Consider the following 19,727-nt stretch of genomic DNA (forward strand, 5'->3'; position numbering starts at 1 on the left):
AACCCATTTGCATACACGCCACAGCAAGGAGCACACGCCCATGGCGCAGAACGTCCATGCCGCCAGGGAAGGAGACGCGATCCTTCACCCACCATTGGCTGCCGAGCTGATGAGTGCATTGGCAGAAGCGGTTGTCTACGCTGCCGCGACCGCTCTCGTTGCGGCGGCTATCGCCGGGACCGTTGTGGCGGTGGTGGGCACGGGCGGTGCGGCGGCAGTACTCGTCCCTGTGATTGCTGGAGCACTGGTAGGCGGTGCCAGCATGATTCCCATCGGTGACAAGAGCATCGGTGAAGCCATCACCGACGGGTGTGATTCCCTTGCCAACAGCGTGTTCCCGGCAGAGCCATTCGGCAAGATTGAAAGCGGCTCGCAAGACACCCGCATCAACGGAAAGGCCGCAGCTCGGGCCGCAGGGCGCAGCACAGGAGGCAGCGGCGCGGACGCCTCCGAAGAGGAGGCAGAACCGTCATTTCTGGACAATGTCGGAGCAATGGCGATGTCCGCCGCGCCCATGCTCTTACCTGTGCTAGGGCTGGGCATGGCGATCTACGACATCTTCAACCCTCCTGTCACCACACAAGCAGCCCCGGGAACAGAGCCAGCAGACCAGGATAAGGTTACCTGCGAACGCCATCCCCCTATGCCCGATACCTACATCGCGCAAGGGTCCAGCAAGGTGCTCATCAACGGACAGCCGGCAGCCCGAGCCGGCGACAAGACCACGTGCGATGCAACCATCGACAGCGATGCCAATGTCTCTCCCAACGTGCGCATCGGGGGTGAGCCGCTGACCGTGCGGGATATCCGCAATGGCAAAAGCAAGATTGCGCAGTTCACCGGCATGGTGGCCGGCATGTTGATCTCGCGCAAAATCAAGCTTCGGCCACGACCGAAGGGCAGTCCCAAACCGCTGCCGCGCATTCGTCCGTGCAAAGGCAACCCGGTGATTGTTTCAACCGGAAGCAAGGTGCTGGGCGGCCCCGAGGATCACGATTTCACCTTACCGGGCCTGCTTCCCATTGAATGGGCCAGGGGCTACGACAGCAACGACCTGCGCAGCGACGGCCTGTTCGGCATGGGCTGGAGCGTGCCCTACGAGGTGGAAATCCTGCGTGTGCCTCATCCCGAGGATGGCGAGTTGTGGATCTATGTCGACGAGGAAGGCACCCGTCTGGAACTGGGCTGCTTGAAAGCGGGCGATGCCTTTGTCAGCGTGCTCGATGGGTTGGCGCTCTTTCAACTGGAAGACGGGCAGACCGTGGTCGAGGATATCTACACCGGCCTCTATCAAGTCTTTCAGAACGACCCGCATAACCCGAAACGCTCACGCCTGATCAAGCTGGGTGATCGCAACCTGAATACGCTGGGGCTTCTCTACGATCAGACAGGGCGACTGCACTACCTGTGCGACGGGTTGAGCCGAACCACCATCCGACTGAGCTATGACACGCAACACCCGAAGCGGGTCAGCCAAGTGGAGCGGCTCTATATCAAGCTTGGCGATGACCCGCAGGTCGAACAGACCGAAGTACTTGCCAGCTATCGCTACACCCAAAGCGGCCAGTTGCAGGAAGTACTCGATGCCACAGGCCAAGTCCTACGTCGTTTCACTTACACGGCGCAAGGCTACCTCGATAGCCACACGCTGCCCAGCGGCGCGACCCGACAGTATCAATGGCAACGTTTCAAAGTTCCCGAACAACGTCCGCAATCCGTACGCTCAGATGGCAGCCCCTGCAACTTCCCGCCCCTGCTGGAGCCTCAGCCTGACCATGAGTGGCGCGTCATTCGCCATTGGGGCAGTGATGGCGAAGACTACCGTTTCGAGTACGACCTGGAAAAAGGCGAAACCCACGTCACCGACAGCCTCGGTCGCCAGGACCACTACTACTGGGGGCCCTTCTATGAAATCTACAAACACATCGACCCCATGGGGCACTGCTGGCAGGAAGACGTGCTCAGCGGCCAACTGCTCAAAAGCATCGACCCGCAAGGCGGCCAATGGCAATACGGTTACGACGAACTCGGCCGCCTGATCGAAACCCGCGACCCGCTGGGCCGCTGCGAAAGGATCCGCTACACCCGCCACTGGGCATTACCCCTGAGCATCGCCGATGGCGCCGGGCGCACTCAACGCTTCGGTTACGACGGCCAGGGTAATCTGCTTTGGGAGCAAGATCCCCTCGGCCGAAAGACCCAATACCGGTATAACGCCCAGGGCCAGGTCGAATGCATCACCGATCCTTTAGACAAACACAAATATTTGCGTTGGAACGTTCACGGGCAATTGCTCAACTACCGTGACTGCTCCAACCACGAGACCCACTACCGCTATGATCAACGCGGCCTGCTCAGCGAAACCATCAACGCCCGCGGCGAGCATACCCACTATCGGTATGACGCCCGCGGCTATCTGATCGAAAGCCAGCGCCCCGACGGCCGTATTGATCGCTACGACATTGATGCCGCCGGCCAGCTGACCGCCTACACCGACCCGGCCCAGCGCATTACCCGCCTGCGTTATGACCGTAGTGGCCGGCTTATCCAGCGGGTCGATGCCCTCGGCCACAGCGTCGAATTTGGCTACGACGCCTATCACCGCCTGCTGCACCTGAGCAATGAAAACCGCGAATGCTACCGCTTCGAGTGGGACGTGATGGACCGTCTGCTGGCCCAGCAGGACCTGGATGGCAGCGGACGTATTTATCAGTACAACCCGTTGGGGGATGTCACCGGCATCCACCATATTCCCGCGCCGAATGCCGAGCCCGATCTGGACGGCAAGGACAGAGCCGAATCACCCACCCCGCTGCAACACCACTTCGAGCGCGATGCCCTCGGTCGCTTGATCCGCAAACGCACCGACGACGGCGTCACCGCGTATGCCTACGATAACGCCGACAACCTGCTGTCGATTGCCTTTATAGACAAACAAGGTGAAGAGCAGCGGCTCGACTATGCCTACGATGCCCTCGGCCAACTGCTCAGCGAGACCAACAGCGCCGGTCTGCTGCAGTATAAGTACGACGAATTGGGCAACCTTGAAACCCTGACCCTGCCCGACCAGCGCCAGCTCAATCACCTGTACTACGGCAGCGGCCATCTGCATCAAATCAACCTGGGTGGCCGGGTGATCAGCGATTTCGAGCGCGACGCATTGCACGAGGAGGTGCTGCGCACCCAGGGCGCCCTGCACACCCGCACCCGTTACGACCGCAATGGCCGCCTCAGCCAGAAGGCGCTCCATTATCAAAATGTCGCCCGCGAAGTGTTGCCGTTGTTGCAGAAGGACTACCAGTACGATGCCAGCGACAACCTGGTGGCCGAGATACTGACCCAGACCCAGCGCCCTGGCGGCAGCCGATCGACCGCAGCGGCCAATGACGACAGCCTGATCGGGCGATTCCACGGCCACTCCTCGACCGGCAATTCGTATCAAGGCAGCACCAGCTACGGCTATAACCCTGTCGAGCAAATCCAGAGCATGCACCGCAACAGCCCGACGGCGCTGGGCCAGCACATCGAAAGCCTCAATTACGACCCGGCCGGCAACCTGTTTGATGGCTACCGGGTCAACGGGCTGATCAAGCACAACCGCGTACATGTGTATCAGGACAAGCGCTATCGCTACGACCGCTTTGGACGGCTGAGCGAAAAGCGTATCGGCAGCAGCCGCATTCAACGCTTCGAGTACGACGCCGAGCACCGACTGATCAAGGTGCATCAGCAGAACGGCGCCCTGCGCCAACGGGTGGTGTTTGGCTACGACCCGCTGGGCCGGCGGATCAGCAAACAGGTGTATCACGACGATGCCAGCGAGCCGAGCCACCGCACGCTGTTCCACTGGCAAGGCTTGCGCCTGCTCGAAGAAGTGCAGGACGGCAGGCCCAGCCTGTATGTGTATGCCGATCCGGGCAGCTATGAACCGCTGGCGCGCCTTGATGGCAAGCCCGGTAGCGAGGCGATCTTCTACTTCCATACCAACCTGGCCGGGCTGCCGGAACAGCTGACCGACACCGACGGTCACACGGTGTGGCACAGCGAATACCGGGCTTGGGGCAGAACGCGGGACGAGTGGCATGATCGGCAGGCAGGAGGTGAGCAGAACCTGCGCTTTCAGGGGCAGTACCTTGACCGCGAAACCGGGCTGCACTACAACACCTTCAGGTTTTTTGATCCGGATGTGGGGCGGTTTACCCAGCCGGATCCGATTGGGTTGGCGGGTGGGCTGAACCTCTGTCAATACGCGCCGAATGCGATTGGATGGATTGATCCGCTCGGCCTCGAAACTATTCGCTTACGGCATTACACGAGCAATCAAGGATTAGAGGGAATAAAAAATAGTATGGTAATTAAGGCCGGTGACCAAAATTCCGTATTTGCCACCAAAGCCAAAGGGAAGCCGCTGAGCATGGCCGATGCAGCTAAAAAATTCAAAATAAGACCGCACCACGCGCGAAACCATATTGACTTCGACATAGACACTGGAAGAGTAGAGTTCAGAAAAAACAATTTAGGCGTTGAGGAGTTCAAAATAAAAGGCGACGTCGTGCTAGATAAAAAAACAACCTCTTTCAACAAACGGTGCCCATAAAATGAGTAAAAAATGCAGAATAGGAGTTTCAGAACTTAAAAGTATTCTGACCCACCTAGAAGAAGTGGTGATTACTATTGACAAAATAGGATCTGGATTTGAAGACAAAGAAACCACCGCACTAGCGTTGTTATTATTTTTCAGAGAAAAAGACGTCCTTGACAAACTAGCTGAAACAAGAAAAATCCTCCACCATAGTTTATCCGAAGAATTGGGCGTTGATGCATATGATAAATGGATTGAGAATGATACAACATATTGGAAACCGCCATACGGAAAAAACAAAAATGAAATCATTAAATTTTTAGCCAACCTAGACTAAGACATTTTTTTGAAAAAGCCTTCTATTTTGCAATGTAGCCGTCTGAGGAGCGTACCCTTGAGCTTAATTTTTGGATATTGGGCTTTTTCAGATGATCGCTCAGAAGAACCAAACAAAGAAATGCACTCGGACTCTGAGGGATCCCCACAAATCTACTCTAGGCTCTGCGCCTGATAATGCACCTCGTCACGCAGGGCCTGCTCGAGCTTTTCTAAATGCTCTCGTCCACCAAAGTCCGTGCAGCAACGCCAATACTCCAGCCCTAAGCGCCACAACGAAAGCACCCGCCTATCTTTAAGGCTGTTGCTCTGATAACGCTGTTCCAATTTGCTTTCACGGGCCCGTAGCCCTGTCAGGAAGATGAGGTAGTTGGCCAGAGCCGCAATCAACAGCAGCGCCTCAATGCGCCGAGGGCAATGACTTCTATGTAGGTTCAGCCCCAACCCCAAGTGCTCACTTTTTACGTATGCGATCCATGAACCCCACCCTTAACGGCCGGGTGATCAGCGATTTCGAGCGCGACGTATTGCACGAGGAGGTGCTGCGCACCCAGGGCGCCCTGCACACCCGCACCCGTTACGACCGCAATGGCCGCCTCAGCCAGAAGGCGCTGCATTATCAAAATGTCGCCCGCGAAGTGTTGCCGTTGTTGCAGAAGGACTACCAGTACGATGCCAGCGACAATCTGGTGGCCGAGATACTGACCCAGACCCAGCAACCTGGCGGCAGCCGACCGACCGCAGCGGCCAATGACGACAGCCTGATCGGGCGATTCCACGGCCACTCCTCGACCGGCAAGTCGTATCAAGGCAGCACCAGCTACGGCTATAACCCTGCCGAGCAAATCCAGAGCATGCACCGCAACAGCCCGACGGCGCTGGGCCAGCACATCGAAAGCCTCAACTACGACCCGGCCGGCAACCTGTTCGATGGCTACCGGGTCAACGGGCTGATCAAGCACAACCGCGTACATGTGTATCAGGACAAGCGCTATCGCTACGACCGCTTTGGACGGCTGAGCGAAAAGCGTATCGGCAGCAGCCGCATTCAACGCTTCGAGTACGACGCCGAGCACCGGCTGATCAAGGTGCATCAGCAGAACGGCGCCCTGCGCCAACGGGTGGTGTTTGGCTACGACCCGCTGGGCCGGCGGATCAGCAAACAGGTGTATCACGACGATGCCAGCGAGCCGAGCCACCGCACGCTGTTCCACTGGCAAGGCTTGCGCCTGCTCGAAGAAGTGCAGGACGGCAGGCCCAGCCTGTATGTGTATGCCGATCCGGGCAGCTATGAACCGCTGGCGCGCCTTGATGGCAAGCCCGGTAGCGAGGCGATCTTCTACTTCCATACCAACCTGGCCGGGCTGCCGGAACAGCTGACCGACACCGACGGTCACACGGTGTGGCACAGCGAATACCGGGCTTGGGGCAGAACGCGGGACGAGTGGCATGATCGGCAGGCAGGAGGTGAGCAGAACCTGCGCTTTCAGGGGCAGTACCTTGACCGCGAAACCGGGCTGCACTACAACACCTTCAGGTTTTTTGATCCGGATGTGGGGCGGTTTACCCAGCCGGATCCGATTGGGTTGTTGGGTGGGCTGAACCTCTATCTGTATGCGCCGAATTCAACGGGGTGGGTAGATCCGCTTGGTTTAACCACTGACAAGGTCTTTGAGTCATATGAACAGGCTAGAAATGCGGCTTTGAAATGGCTTGAGAAGCGAGGATTCCGGGCCGAGAAGGAAACACTAGGGCGCTTTGGAGATATAAAGGGAACGCCGATTGGAATGCAGACGGCTAACGGAAAAGTCGGTTTCAGAGTTGAGTTTGACGATAGAAACAAGGCTCACATCAACACTTGGGCAGGTAAGGAAAAAGGTCCCCACTTCATGTTCAACTCAACAAGATCAATTGTCTCCAGAATACAAAAAACATTCAGCAAACTTAGTCGCTCACTTTCATGCGGAGTATAAAAATAATGTCATATGACCTTGATCTTATCGAATCCTGCAAAAAGACAGGAATACAAATCAACGCGCCACATTCGCTAGAACAATATTTAGAAATAATTGACCAAAAGTATCCAACCATAGGCGGCCGAATAGACCTCTCCTCGCTCCCGGATTACAAATACTCTAGAGCAAACCCAGAAAACATCCATCTAGACTATTGCAACTTTGTAAAATCCATACCCAACTTAGATGACGATGACTCGGAGATAATTTATATAGGAGACAGCCTTACAGATCACGCCTACACTGTAAAAATTTCTGACCTACAAGCGTTCCTGTGCGCCATTGTCGACATCCCCCAATCCCACTACCTATTCCGCAGCGACTTTTCTTGGTGTATCAACCTATCATTTGAAAATGATATGGAGTTTGCGCGACTTAGCGCCTAACAAAATTTAATTATCAACGCAGCCACTCCCGACGATGATCGCGATAGTACCCGATAGCCGCCCGCTGCACCTGAGCAATGAGAACCACGAACGCTGCCGATTCAAGTGGGATGCGCTGGACCGCCTGCTGGCCGAACCGGAACTGGACGGCGAAGACGCGACCGAGCCGCACACGCCGCTAGAGCATTATTTCGAACGTGATGCCCTAGGACGGTTGGTCCGCAAACGTACCGACGACGGCGTCACCGCGTATGCCTAAGATAACGCCGACAACCTGCTGTCGATTGCCTTTATAGACAAACAAGGTGAAGAGCAGCGGCTCGACTATGCCTACGATGCCCTCGGCCAACTGCTCAGCGAGACCAACAGCGCCGGTCTGCTGCAGTATAAGTACGACGAATTGGGCGACCTTGAAACCCTGACCCTGCCCGATCAGCGTCAGCTCAACCATTTGTACTACGGCAGCGGCCACCTGCATCAAATCAACCTGGGTGGCCGGGTGATCAGCGATTTCGAGCGCGACGTATTGCACGAGGAGGTGCTGCGCACCCAGGGCGCCCTGCACACCCGCACCCGTTACGACCGCAATGGCCGCCTCAGCCAGAAGGCGCTCCATTATCAAAATGTCGCCCGCGAAGTGTTGCCGTTGTTGCAGAAGGACTACCAGTACGATGCCAGCGACAACCTGGTGGCCGAGATACTGACCCAGACCCAGCGCCCTGGCGGCAGCCGATCGACCGCAGCGGCCAATGACGACAGCCTGATCGGGCGATTCCACGGCCACTCCTCGACCGGCAATTCGTATCAAGGCAGCACCAGCTACGGCTATAACCCTGTCGAGCAAATCCAGAGCATGCACCGCAACAGCCCGACGGCGCTGGGCCAGCACATCGAAAGCCTCAATTACGACCCGGCCGGCAACCTGTTTGATGGCTACCGGGTCAACGGGCTGATCAAGCACAACCGCGTACATGTGTATCAGGACAAGCGCTATCGCTACGACCGCTTTGGACGGCTGAGCGAAAAGCGTATCGGCAGCAGCCGCATTCAACGCTTCGAGTACGACGCCGAGCACCGACTGATCAAGGTGCATCAGCAGAACGGCGCCCTGCGCCAACGGGTGGTGTTTGGCTACGACCCGCTGGGCCGGCGGATCAGCAAACAGGTGTATCACGACGATGCCAGCGAGCCGAGCCACCGCACGCTGTTCCACTGGCAAGGCTTGCGCCTGCTCGAAGAAGTGCAGGACGGCAGGCCCAGCCTGTATGTGTATGCCGATCCGGGCAGCTATGAACCGCTGGCGCGCCTTGATGGCAAGCCCGGTAGCGAGGCGATCTTCTACTTCCATACCAACCTGGCCGGGCTGCCGGAACAGCTGACCGACACCGACGGTCACACGGTGTGGCACAGCGAATACCGGGCTTGGGGCAGAACGCGGGACGAGTGGCATGATCGGCAGGCAGGAGGTGAGCAGAACCTGCGCTTTCAGGGGCAGTATCTTGACCGCGAAACCGGGCTGCACTACAACACCTTCAGGTTTTTTGATCCGGATGTGGGGCGGTTTACCCAGCCGGATCCGATTGGGTTGTTGGGTGGGGATAACCTCTATCAATACGCGCCGAACCCGATTGTGTGGATTGATCCGTTAGGCCTTAGCAATAACCCCATTAGCGGCACGCCATTAGGAGAAGCACTCGAGCCAGTGTCGGCCAGAACAGGAAAGACATATCAAGGCCAACAAATATTCCAGATCACGAAAAAGACGAAAGTTGACGATGTAAAATTTAAGCCCGGCGACTACTTTTATATGGATGGCATGCACAAGGATCATATAGAAACCTTCTCATCAAAAAACCCATCAAAAGGCGTTTTCAATCTTGACGGTAGATACAACGCTGCAAAATCTACTCGCGCCGCAAACCGAATCGGCCCAGGCTGTTAAAATCCCGACGGACTTAAACTCATGAATCATCTAGAAAATGAAATTCTAAAAAACAAAGACGATCTAGTCGAAGGTACATTTTGCTTTGAATTATTTGAGGAGAAGACGTTCAACACGCCTTTATTCGATAGATTGATAAGAGACATACAAACGACACTAAAGTCCACAGATGCAAAATCTAGCGACAAGCTAAAAGAGTTTATAATTTGGTTCACCATGGGAACTATTCGCTGTGTCATATGCCACAACAACCCTAATGACTTATATAAAATAAGCGACTTCTCCATGGATGCATGGAACGAATCATATGAACCAAAATTAAACAGTACGCTCTTGGCGCTAATAAAAACGTAGGCTCGTCTACAACGGAGTTTACCGCAGGACAAACGCCTGGGTATGCAGTCCGAAATCCTGCGCTTCAGCTACGACCCGCTGAGCCGTCTGATCGAGGAAGTCGGGCCACACCTGCAGCGCCAGTATCACTACGATAAGGTCGGGAATTCGGCATAGGAAACTCCCAAAATAGAGGAGCTCATTTCAATGATGAGTCAGGCAATCACTATGATTACTGAAATTAAAACCAACAGCAGTGAAAATGCCTTTCAGGATAATGATGTAATTCACCTTGGCAGAGCTGTAAATTCAGATGAATGCAGCCTATCTGCAATTAGCTGGACGACGGCGGGGCGTTCATGGCAAATCCAGTTACACATACTGAAAACCCTGTACACGGGCTTTAAAAGTGCGATTCCAGAACAAAATATTTGGCTCTTTATGGGATCTTACTCATGGCAGCCAGATAATCGCATTACCCGTCACAGAAGGTTGTGGGGCAGTTTAAAAGCAAGAGGGGTCTAAATTTTTCATGGCAAGGATCATCAAGATCACCTTATTAAAGGAAGGAAAGGTATTAAGTTTTTTGGGGCGATACATCTGTCCGATGTCCTCCCTAACATCTACACTATCCGCCATATTAAGCGAGCGCGCCTCGTATATTGTAGGCCTACCCAAGAATTGCGAAATTTCTACTTTTTTAAATCCAGGATGGGCAGGTAAAATCACTGAAGATATAAATTTTATTTGCAGCATTAGCCATTCAAACGGCTTTGTATTGAAGCCAATTGGCGAGTTTGATGATGCAGAGCGCGGGTTTGTGTATTTAGGGCCATCGGATATTGCGCAAAAAATTAATATGTTTAAAAATAACTGATAACGGCTACTTGGTGATATACCCCTTATTGCAAGGGCCACTTCCCAATTGCCGAATGCAGCGGCACCCATTCCGTCAACGGCATTCCCGTGGATTTGGATGACATGAAGACTACCTGCGGCACGACTTTGATCGCCAGCGGCTCCCGCGCTGCCGAGAACCGCTGACAACCGCAGTTCCTGCAATGAAACTCCACTAGCTTTTCACAAATCATCACAGCAATAAGGAAGCACACATCCTACAACGCCCTCGGCCAACTGCTCGGCGAGACCAATTGCATGCTCTCCCGTCGGATAGCCGTTCCATCGTTTGCAGAGTCGAAGGTCGCCCAAGACCCTCTCTTCGCTTCATAAAGTGGAAACCACGCTGAGCCCTGTCTATTGTCTTTGGCGACGTATAGCCATCGGAGACATGGACATGACTCAGAGCACTTCGCCCGCCACTTCAGCCGTGCGGAACACAGGCACGGTAGCCACGACCCTATGGGGCTCGGACACCGTCGCAGGTATCGCGGTCGATCCCGACGGTACTATCTGGCTGGGCGCTTATAGTCGCTTGGGATTAGGGGGCGAAGAGGATTCAGGCTTTACCGGCAGCCTGGTCCGGTTCAATGCCGAGGGTCGCCTGGACCGCAATTTCAGCGGCGACGGCAAGTCCCTCCTTCCCGTGTCGCTCGATATCGAGGACGGCGGTAATGCCGCGGTGCAGCCGGGAGGGGGCTACCTGGTGGCGCAGTACGTGAAAGTCGGCGACGCCTGGGTGTCGGGCGTCAGTCGCACCTTGGCCGACGGCAGCCTCGACACGAGTTTTGGCAATGGCGGCACCGCGACAGTGCCCTTCTACTGGAATGACAATCTTGGCCAGCAAGCGTCGTTCTCCGTGCAACGCGACGGCAGCTTTTTCGCAAGCGCCGGGTATCCCTCCGGGGAGATCTATATTGCTCGTTTCGACGCGACGGGGACCTTGGTCTCGTCTTTCGCTGAGGCTGGGGTCCTGCACCTGCCAACGTCCGTTGGTATCCACCCCGGCGGCACATTCGACGTTTCGCTGCAGGGAGACGGGAAGGTATTGGTCACGGGACAAGATACCCTGACCCGCCTCAACCCGGACGGTACGCTGGATAGCACCTTTGCGAATGGGGGCAGCCTGGTCCTGGATGTTCATGCAGACGCGCTCGTCATACAGGATGACGGCAAAATCCTGCTGGCGGGCGCCTCAGGTGGCGTGGCGTGCGTCATTCGACTCAACGCCGACGGCTCGCTCGATACCGATTTTGGTGATCAGGGTCAGGTGCGTTGGGGCTCGGAAAGCGCTCCCTTCGCGGTCGCCGACATGGTCGTGCGGGCCGACGGCAAGCTGTTGATTGGCGGAAGCCAAGGCACGAGCGCGGACGGCTATCTGGCCGCCCTGGTCCAGTTGAACCCCGACGGCAGCCTGGACCACAGTTTCGGCAATCCCGACGACGGCTATCACCACCTTGACGGTGGCCGCGAGGATGACTTCTTGCTGGGTACCGCGTCGTTCGACGATGCGATCCTTGGCGGGGCCGGTAACGATCTGCTCGATGGCCAGCAAGGTCGCGACCAGCTGACGGGCGGTGTTGGGGCCGATACGTTCCGTTACGAGTCAGTCACCGACAGCTACCGAACCACAACCACGGCCCATAGCGATCGAATCACCGACTTCGACCCCAGCACCGATACGCTCGACCTCTCCTCCCTGGGCTTCCTCGGGCTGGGTGATGGACATGACGGAACCCTGGCGATACGCGTCAATGAAAGCGGGACGCGGACCTACCTCAAGAGTTTCGAGGCCAATGCGCAGGGGGAACGCTTCGAAGTGGTCTTCGACGGAAACCTGGGCCAAGCGCTGGATGAAACCAACATCCTGTTCCAGCAAGCCAGGTTGATGGGCACCGAAGGGGTTGATCAATTACAAGGCAACGCTCGGGGCGAAATCATCGAAGGGTTCGCGAGCGACGATCGCCTTTATGGCGCGCTAGGGAACGATGTATTGATTGGCGGAGAAGGCCGGGACTTATTAACGGGTGGCGGCAACAGCGATGTGTTCCGCTTCGACACACTGAGCGACAGTTACCGTACCGATACCGAAAACCACGCTGATCGCCTGATGGACTATACCGCCGGTGAAGACACGATCGATGTGTCCGCCCTGGGCTTTACCCGACTGGGAAATGGCTACAACGGCACGTTGGACGTGGTTTTCAATCAAGCCAGGAACCTGACGTACTTGAAGAGCTACGAAGCCGACGCCTCCGGGGCGCGATTCGAGTTGAGCCTGGCAGGGGATCACTCCGGTTACCGTAATTTGGACATCACCTTCGCCGAGCCTTTGCAGGAGGAGGTTTTTCAATTGGTCGGCGTGGCTGACTTCCAAGCGTAGCGCGGCCAACAAACGAGAAAGGAGCAAAAACCCAACAGTCCGAGCAAGGCTGCCAAAGAGACGCACGTCAAAAAGCAGGAGAGTTGAACCGTCGAAACGACTCACAACCACTGCTTGGAGACCTGACATGACTCAATTCAATCCAACCCCTGATGAAGTTGCAGGCAAAGTAATCCTGGTGACCGGTGCCGCCAGTGGCATCGGTAAAGCCATTACCGAGTTGCTCCATGCGCGCGGTGCCAAGGTGATTGCCGAGGACATCGACCCGTCTGTAAACGACCTGGAGCGAGACGGCATTGTGCCCTTCGTCGCGGACATCACCGTGGATGGCTCCGCTGAAAAAGCCGTCGCCCTGGCCGTCGGGACGTTCGGCAAGCTGGACGTGCTGGTCAATAACGCGGGCCGAATCCTCTACAAACCGATCGTGGAAATGACGCGCGAAGACTGGACGTGGCAGATGGAAACCAACGTCACCGGCGCCTTCCTGCATTCTCGCGAAGCGATGAAGGCAATGATGAAAAACAAATCCGGGGCGATCGTGAACATCGCCTCCTACGCCTCGTATTTTGCCTTCCCCGGCATCGCCGCCTACACCGCTTCCAAAGGCGCCCTCGCCCAACTGACGCGCACCCAGGCGCTTGAAGCCATCGAGCACGGCATCCGGGTAAACGCCATCGGCGTCGGTGACGTGGTGACCAACCTGCTGAACCACTTCATGGACGACGGCCGCGGTTTCCTGGAAGAGCACGGTAAATCGGCACCCATCGGCCGGGCGGCGGCGCCAGAGGAAATTGCCGAAATCGTCTCCTTCCTCGCCTCCGAACGCGCCAGCTTCATCGTCGGGTCGGTGGTCATGGCTGACGGCGGCATGAGTATTCCCGTGGGCTGATGCTGGTCCTGATCCGCGCGGTGCGGCGTTGTCTGCACCGCGCTTTTTTTGGACACCGCGATGACGAACACATCGGCAAAGGGCTCACTTGCGATAGTGGCTCGGCGTCACGCCCACTTGGCGTTTGAAAACTTGGGAAAAATGGCTTGGGCTGCTGTACCCCACGTCCAGGCCGATATCGATAATGCTGCGATCCGTCTCCAACAGAAGCTGCCGGGCACGGGCCATTCTCAGTCGGATGAAAAACTGCGAAGGCGAGTGCCCCGTCGCTTTCTTGAACAGCCGGCTGAAGTGGAATTCGCTCATGTCGGCTGCTTCGGCCAACGCCCGCAAGCTGAACTCCTTTTGCAGATTGGCTTCCATGTCCGCCAATACGCGTCGCAGTTTATAAGCCGGCAAAGCATTGCGACGGGCGATATCGTCTGCCGAATCGTCCAGGTACTCACGGGCGAGGTGAACGGCCAGGCACTGCGCCAGTCCCTGCAAAAAGAGTGCGCTGCCCCCGTGGCGAGTGGTCAGTTCCGCGCGGAACTGTTCCAGCAGCATGGACAGCACGTCGTCACGACCACCCGACACCTCGCGCAAACGGACAGCACCAGGGCCGCCGAGTGTCTCCTGAATGGCTTTCTCCAGCAGCGCGATGCCCAGGTAGATATGCATCACGACAAAAGCGTCTGCGCCAGACACGCTCCAGCGCATTTCGTAGGGCTCAGCCGATGTGGTCAAAAAGAAATCGCCCTTGGACACGACGCTGGTTTGCCACTCGCCGCCCAGGCTGCGTTCCTGCACCGCCGCGGTGCCTGACATGATCCATACCAGCAAGGGCTCAGCGACGGCTGGGACGATAAAGCCTTCCTCCTGAGGCTCGCGGTTGAATATCTGCACCAACACGTCGCGGGCGGCCAATTCATCCGAAGTCGCCAGGCACTCGCCGCGAATGCAAGCCTCCAGCCCACGGGGCGAGGTTCGTTCTATTGGCTTCATGCTCATCAACCTCCCTTATCGATCCCCCGTCAGCGCCCCTGATGTTGAAAAATTTTTCTAGGCGACACCTTTCATACGCCAATACACCGTTGCCGCCATCACCAGCACGACTATCACGACCACAAAACCTGGGTGTTGCAGCGTGTGCCAAGGCAGCCGCCCGACCCGAAGTTTAACGGCGCGCCATGCTCGTGCCCAGATGGAAACCTTACCGCCGCTCAGCGCTTGGTTGGTGAAATAGAGGACACCAAGGAACACAGCGACCGCGCTTCCCCACCGCAACCATGCAGGGCCGCCGGACCATATGTACGCCAAGAAGGCGGGCGCTGCGCCGGGAAGGATGTGGCGCAGCAACAGCAGCCCGGCGCCCTGTCGGTACCAACGGCGCGGGACCAACCACTGGCTGAGCAGCACGTCCAACCGAGCCGCTGTCACGGCCACCAGCGCCCATATTCCGTAGGCCTTCATGCCGACCCAGTTCACTGCGATCATCAGCACCGGCATGATAACCGCCGAACTCAGCCCATCCTTTCTTATCAGACCGGTGAACACCGACGTGATCAGCACCACGGACAGCGCCACCCACAGGAACAGGTAGATGCCTCGATAGCTCGTCGGGGGTAGCCAATCCCGCCAGTTGTCGACGGGTTGCAATCCAAGCTGCCCGGGCACCTCTGGATACTGATATTCGATCGCTTGAGCGAGCTGGGCAAAACGTTGCCAGTCACCGCCGTCAAAGCCATCGGCCAATTCACGGCGGTCACCGTCCGCCATGGCTTTCAGCAGCAGAGCGGCCGGCTGCCCGTAGACTTTATCGGTTTCGAACCTGGTAAGGTCCGCCCGCACAGACTCGGCAAAGGCTTGCGCCTCGCACCGTCTGATCAGGCGGTCCCAACGCCAATATTCACAAGGCAGCGTGGCCTGGGCTTCATCCCACCCCATGACCTTGCACACCCCATCGAAAAAGGCCGGCGACCAGCCTTCCGCGGATTCGAGCCATTCCAGGACGCTCAGCTCGAACTGCTGGCGGCGCTCGAACGGCAACAGCCAGTCACTGGCCAGCCAAACGCGAAGCCCGTCCATTACCTGGCGGTCCCGGCCCTCGGCCAACCATTGCTGCATCTGCTCAAGGGACGGTTGCGGCGGGCTGATGGACGTTTGGACGTCGATATCGTCCAAAGAAATGGCGAGCGCAGAGGCCTGCACAACAGTGCGAGATGAGTCCGGGGTTGGCTCGCTGACATCTAGCGAAACATAGCTGCCTTCATCTTCAGCCTGCGCACGCCACTGTGCCTCGGCCAGCGTCGCCTCGTACGCTTGGCGCAGGCGCTGAAACTCATCAGGATTTTCGTCAGAACGATGGACTTTGAGCAGCCGTGCATAGGCGCGCTTGATACTGCGTTCGTCCGCGTCGGGGGCAAGGCCCAGCATTTGCCAATGGCTCATGACTTACCTCTCCATCTCGAAGTGGGCAAGGCGCAGGTTGATGTCGCCACGGGCTTCGCGGATCCGGCGTTCGTCCTGGGTGTCGAGCATTTGCTGGAAGTGATTCGCCAGCGCGGCAATATGATCTCGTCCGTCGCCAAGGCTTTCCTGATACAGGCGGTCCAGCCGAGCCAGCAGCAACGTATTGACCTGCTGGTCCCGCGGATGCACTTTCAATGCTTCAAGGGCGGCCAGCCGTCGGGCGATTTCTTCCGGGGCCAGCACGCCAGGGTTGTTCTCGATGACCAACCGGCGGGTTTCGCCGTTGATGGGCAGATGCACCTGGGCTTCGAGCAGGCCGTTGTTATCGTAAGTGAAGCGCACGTCCAGGGTGATCTCCCCGGCCTTGCGCGGCGGCACTGGGATTTCCAGCTCACCGAGAAAAATATTGTTGGCCACCAAACGGCTTTCGCCCTGGTAGATACCCAGCCTGACCACTTTCTGGTTGTCGCTGAGGGTCGACACGTTACGGGAACGACTCACCGGCACCACCGTGTTGCGCTCGATGATGGGCAAGTAGTGACCGCTTTGGTATTGGTTGCCCAGCTGTACCGAGGTTTCGATGCCCAGCGTGTAGGGGCAGACATCGGTCAGCACCACTTCTTCCAGGGAAGCATGGCGTGCTTTCAGTGCCGCCTGGATAGCCGCGCCCTGCGCCACGACTTCGTCCGGATTGAGCTGCATCGCCGGGATCCGTCCGAACAGCGTCGCCACCAATTTGCGCACCAGCGGCATGCGTGTGGTGCCGCCGACCAACAGTATTTCGTCCAGGTCCGCGACCTTGATCCGGGCATCACGCAGCGCGCGCTCGATCGGCGCACGCAGGCGATCCATTAACGGCTGGGCGATGTTCGCCAGATCGCTCTGGGTCACTTCCAGGCACCACTCGCGTGCCTGCTCGCGCAGCACAAAGCGCGCAACCGGCGCCTGACCCAAGGCATGGCGAACACGTTGCGCCTCGCGCCGCAATCGCTGCGCCATGCCAGGCTGGGACGTATCAGGGAGATCGGCGGCGCCGATGCTGGCGATGAAATGCTCGACAAGTCGATCATCGAAATCTTCGCCACCGAGGAAGTTGTCGCCGGCACTGGCGCGCACCTCCATGACCCCTTCGAACAGCTCCAGAATGGAGACGTCGAAGGTGCCGCCACCCAGGTCGAACACCAGGAAGGTGGCCTCGTCCCGCTGTTGCAGGCCGTAGGCCAACGCCGCGGCGGTGGGTTCGTTGATCAGTTTTTCGACCTTCAGGCCCGCCAGCTCTCCCGCAATACGCGTGGCCTTGCGCTGGGCATCGCTGAAGTACGCCGGCACGCTGATCACCGCTTCGAGAACGGGCACGCCCAAGGCACGCTCGGCGTCAGCCTTGAGACTGCGCAGCAGCATCGCCGAAAGCTCTTCCGCGCGGTAGGCCCGCCCGCCCAGCAATGTTTCACGGGCACTGCCCATATAACGCTTGAACAACGACGCGGTGAGGTGCGGATGGGTGTGCAGCCTTTCCCGAGCGATATCGCCGGCGATCAACTGGCCATCGTCGTCGAGGCCAACGACGCTCGGGGTAAGAAGATTGCCAAGGGCATTGGGCAATAGCCGGGCGTGTTCGCCGTCCCAGGCCGCCACGAGGCTGTTGGTGGTGCCCAGATCGATACCTATGATCACTGTCACTTTTCCTTGATTGACACGGTCGGCCAGCAGAGCACCGCATTTCGGCTCAGTCAATACTGATGCGGACGCGGCTCGCGGATTCATGACCGGGGGTATCGGCAGCGTGGGCGGTGGCTTTAGGTTCGGCTGCCTGGAGATTGTAAGGTTGACCGCTTACATTTTTTCATCGTAGAAGGCGATGCGAAGGCCAGGCCTGTCCTTGGAAATAAGGATATTGATGCGATAGCTTCGCCCACTGCCCTGGGCATCGCGCAGTGTAATGCCCGTATCGCCGATCGGGAGGATTTCAGGATCGTCCCACCAGTCCATCGTTTGTGGAACGGCCTGAAGAACCTCGTTGAGGATGGACTTTAGAATCGGGCTTTTCCCGCCTGTCAGATAGTCATGGCGCGCCTTGAGCAGTACAAGCCTCGCGGCGGACTGCCAGTCTTGAATCTTGACGCCTGGTACAAGCATTTTCGACAGCGGCCGGGCGCCGAGTACCAGGAGCGCTCGATACGGTGATGCCGCACCCTTAGAGCAGCGGAATGCTGTAGCTTACAAAAACCCGGTTCTGGTCTTGGTCACGGGCGGCTTCGCTATTGGATTTACCGTTGCGCCAACCGAAGCCAACACCTTTGAGCGTTCCTGACTGAACGACGTAGTCCAGAAAGATATCCCTTTCCCATTCTTTCTGAGTGTCACCGGATCTCGTCTTGATGTTGTCACCGGAGAGGTACATGACCGAGGCTTTCAGGCCCGGGATCCCCAGGGCGGTAAAGTCATAGGCGTACTGACCGAATAGCGTGCGCTCCCCTGCACGGGTGAAACTCTGGATCAGACGATCTGTATACAGGTACAAGGAGCTGCCTCCTGCGCCTTTATCTACCAGGCCACCCTGATTGAGTTGGGTGAAGCTGCTACCGTCCGAGACGCTTTGGTAGCCGGCCGTTATCGCATGAGCGCCGAGGCTATAGATCAATGCAGCACTCCAGAGACGATTGTCGATAACGCCATCACCGTTTTTGGTGTAGCCGCTGATTCGATAGCCCGATGTACCGGAGCTGTTTTCACCTGACGCGTCAGTCCTGAAGTAGCGCAGGTCGGTTTTCAACGATTGGCTGTCCGAGAATGCGAGCGTATGCGTCAGTCCGAAAAACTGCTGGTTATAGTAGTTTTCGAGCTGGGCATAGTAGTACTGAGCTGTCAGGTCCTTGGTGACTTTCCAGTCGCCCCCGGCGAAAGCGAACTGGTTGCTTTCACGCGTACCGCCCATAGCGGCGAGCCCTGTCCGGTCAGTTGAAGCACGACCGGTTGCATGTTCGATGCGCCCGCCCGTCAGGGTCAGGTCCTTGAACTCGCTCGAAGTGATTTGGCCGCCCTCGAAGGTTTGCGGGAGCACCCGTCCATCGTTGGCGACCAGAATCGGAAGTTTCGGAATCAAGGTGCCGTAGCGCAGTTCGGTCTTGGACGTCTTGACCTTACCGGTCAGCCCCAGCCGGCTCCACTCGTTGACGGCGCGGTTGTCACTGTCCGAGGCAATCATCGAGCTGCCAATATGACGTCCCTTGCCACTGTCCAGGGTAACGCCCAGCAACCCAAGGGCATCAACACCAAAACCAACGGCACCCTCGGTATAACCCGACTTGAAGTCCAACATGAAGCCCTGCGCCCACTCTTCGGTTTTCGAAGGGGCAGCGACGCCATCGCGATTGTCGTTAATGAAGTAGAAGCTCCTCATGCCCAAGGTGGCTTTGCTATCGCTTAGAAAGTCAGCAAACGCCTGGCCACTGAGGGCGATGCTGCCAGACACCAATGTTGCAGATATTTTCTTCAGGCTCACTTATAACGCTC

15 protein-coding genes and 1 pseudogene are annotated in these 19,727 nt (G+C 57.3%); 9 read left to right on the plus strand and 7 right to left on the minus strand.

All coding sequences use genetic code 11. From position 1 onward, the window contains the following. The first annotated feature begins 40 nt into the window (after positions 1 to 40). Together KSS97_RS17595 and KSS97_RS17600 are read left to right on the plus strand one after the other, a co-directional pair. Entirely contained in the window at positions 41 to 4,597 is a 4,557-nt protein-coding gene (locus KSS97_RS17595) for an RHS repeat-associated core domain-containing protein (RefSeq protein WP_217859779.1), read from the plus strand. 1 nt (position 4,598) lies between these two features. Beyond that, entirely contained in the window at positions 4,599 to 4,919 is a 321-nt protein-coding gene (locus KSS97_RS17600) for a hypothetical protein (protein ID WP_217859780.1), read from the plus strand. A 152-nt stretch (positions 4,920 to 5,071) separates the two neighbouring features. Here KSS97_RS17600 and KSS97_RS17605 read toward each other — a convergent pair. Continuing rightward, positions 5,072 to 5,383 (minus strand): annotated as a pseudogene (locus KSS97_RS17605) (IS4 family transposase); the annotation flags it as partial. A gap of 11 nt (positions 5,384 to 5,394) precedes the next feature. Here KSS97_RS17605 and KSS97_RS17610 point away from each other — a divergent pair. From KSS97_RS17610 to KSS97_RS17625, 5 genes are all read left to right on the plus strand, one after another. Further along, complete coding sequence (locus KSS97_RS17610) at positions 5,395 to 6,891, plus strand: RHS repeat domain-containing protein (RefSeq protein WP_225936055.1); 1,497 nt, start codon at positions 5,395 to 5,397, stop codon at positions 6,889 to 6,891. Positions 6,892 to 7,353: 462 nt separating this feature from the next. After that, positions 7,354 to 7,578, plus strand: a complete 225-nt coding sequence (locus KSS97_RS28395) for a hypothetical protein (protein WP_225936056.1) — start codon at positions 7,354 to 7,356, stop codon at positions 7,576 to 7,578. Between the two features lie 141 nt (positions 7,579 to 7,719). Then, on the plus strand, positions 7,720 to 9,261 hold the full coding sequence (locus KSS97_RS17615) for an RHS repeat-associated core domain-containing protein (protein ID WP_438269612.1): 1,542 nt from the start codon (positions 7,720 to 7,722) through the stop codon (positions 9,259 to 9,261). Positions 9,262 to 9,282: 21 nt separating this feature from the next. After that, a complete protein-coding gene (locus KSS97_RS17620) occupies positions 9,283 to 9,615 on the plus strand; it encodes a hypothetical protein (RefSeq protein ID WP_217859783.1) in 333 nt (110 codons plus the stop codon). A gap of 186 nt (positions 9,616 to 9,801) precedes the next feature. Next, entirely contained in the window at positions 9,802 to 10,119 is a 318-nt protein-coding gene (locus KSS97_RS17625; RefSeq protein ID WP_217859784.1) for a hypothetical protein, read from the plus strand. On the opposite strand, the gene KSS97_RS28760 is transcribed toward KSS97_RS17625, so the two are convergent. After that, positions 10,099 to 10,641 carry a hypothetical protein gene (locus tag KSS97_RS28760; protein ID WP_217859785.1) on the minus strand — a complete coding sequence of 181 codons (543 nt, stop codon included), beginning with the start codon at positions 10,639 to 10,641 and terminating at the stop codon, positions 10,099 to 10,101. The genes KSS97_RS17625 and KSS97_RS28760 overlap by 21 nt on opposite strands. 247 nt (positions 10,642 to 10,888) lie before the next feature. Here KSS97_RS28760 and KSS97_RS17635 point away from each other — a divergent pair, with 247 nt between their 5' ends. After that, positions 10,889 to 12,874, plus strand: a complete 1,986-nt coding sequence (locus KSS97_RS17635) for a M10 family metallopeptidase C-terminal domain-containing protein (protein WP_217859786.1) — start codon at positions 10,889 to 10,891, stop codon at positions 12,872 to 12,874. Positions 12,875 to 13,001: 127 nt separating this feature from the next. After that, on the plus strand, positions 13,002 to 13,763 hold the full coding sequence (locus KSS97_RS17640; protein ID WP_217859787.1) for an SDR family NAD(P)-dependent oxidoreductase: 762 nt from the start codon (positions 13,002 to 13,004) through the stop codon (positions 13,761 to 13,763). An 84-nt stretch (positions 13,764 to 13,847) separates the two neighbouring features. On the opposite strand, the gene KSS97_RS17645 is transcribed toward KSS97_RS17640, so the two are convergent. The 5 genes from KSS97_RS17645 to KSS97_RS17665 all read right to left on the minus strand — a co-directional run bounded on the left by KSS97_RS17645 (position 13,848) and on the right by KSS97_RS17665 (position 19,716). Then, entirely contained in the window at positions 13,848 to 14,747 is a 900-nt protein-coding gene (locus KSS97_RS17645) for a helix-turn-helix domain-containing protein (RefSeq protein ID WP_217859788.1), read from the minus strand. Between the two features lie 57 nt (positions 14,748 to 14,804). Next, the gene (locus KSS97_RS17650; protein WP_217859789.1) at positions 14,805 to 16,193 is read right to left on the minus strand and encodes a J domain-containing protein; all 1,389 of its coding nucleotides are present in this window, start codon (positions 16,191 to 16,193) and stop codon (positions 14,805 to 14,807) included. Between the two features lie 3 nt (positions 16,194 to 16,196). Next, entirely contained in the window at positions 16,197 to 17,888 is a 1,692-nt protein-coding gene (locus KSS97_RS17655) for an Hsp70 family protein (RefSeq protein ID WP_217859790.1), read from the minus strand. A 159-nt stretch (positions 17,889 to 18,047) separates the two neighbouring features. After that, positions 18,048 to 18,350, minus strand: a complete 303-nt coding sequence (locus KSS97_RS17660; RefSeq protein WP_217859791.1) for a hypothetical protein — start codon at positions 18,348 to 18,350, stop codon at positions 18,048 to 18,050. Between the two features lie 58 nt (positions 18,351 to 18,408). Continuing rightward, positions 18,409 to 19,716, minus strand: coding sequence for an OprD family porin (locus KSS97_RS17665; RefSeq protein ID WP_217859792.1), 1,308 nt, complete (start codon positions 19,714 to 19,716; stop codon positions 18,409 to 18,411). Between the last annotated feature and the right edge of the window lie 11 nt (positions 19,717 to 19,727).

It is taken from the genome of Pseudomonas alvandae (assembly GCF_019141525.1).
GTDB classification, from domain to species: domain Bacteria; phylum Pseudomonadota; class Gammaproteobacteria; order Pseudomonadales; family Pseudomonadaceae; genus Aquipseudomonas; species Aquipseudomonas alvandae.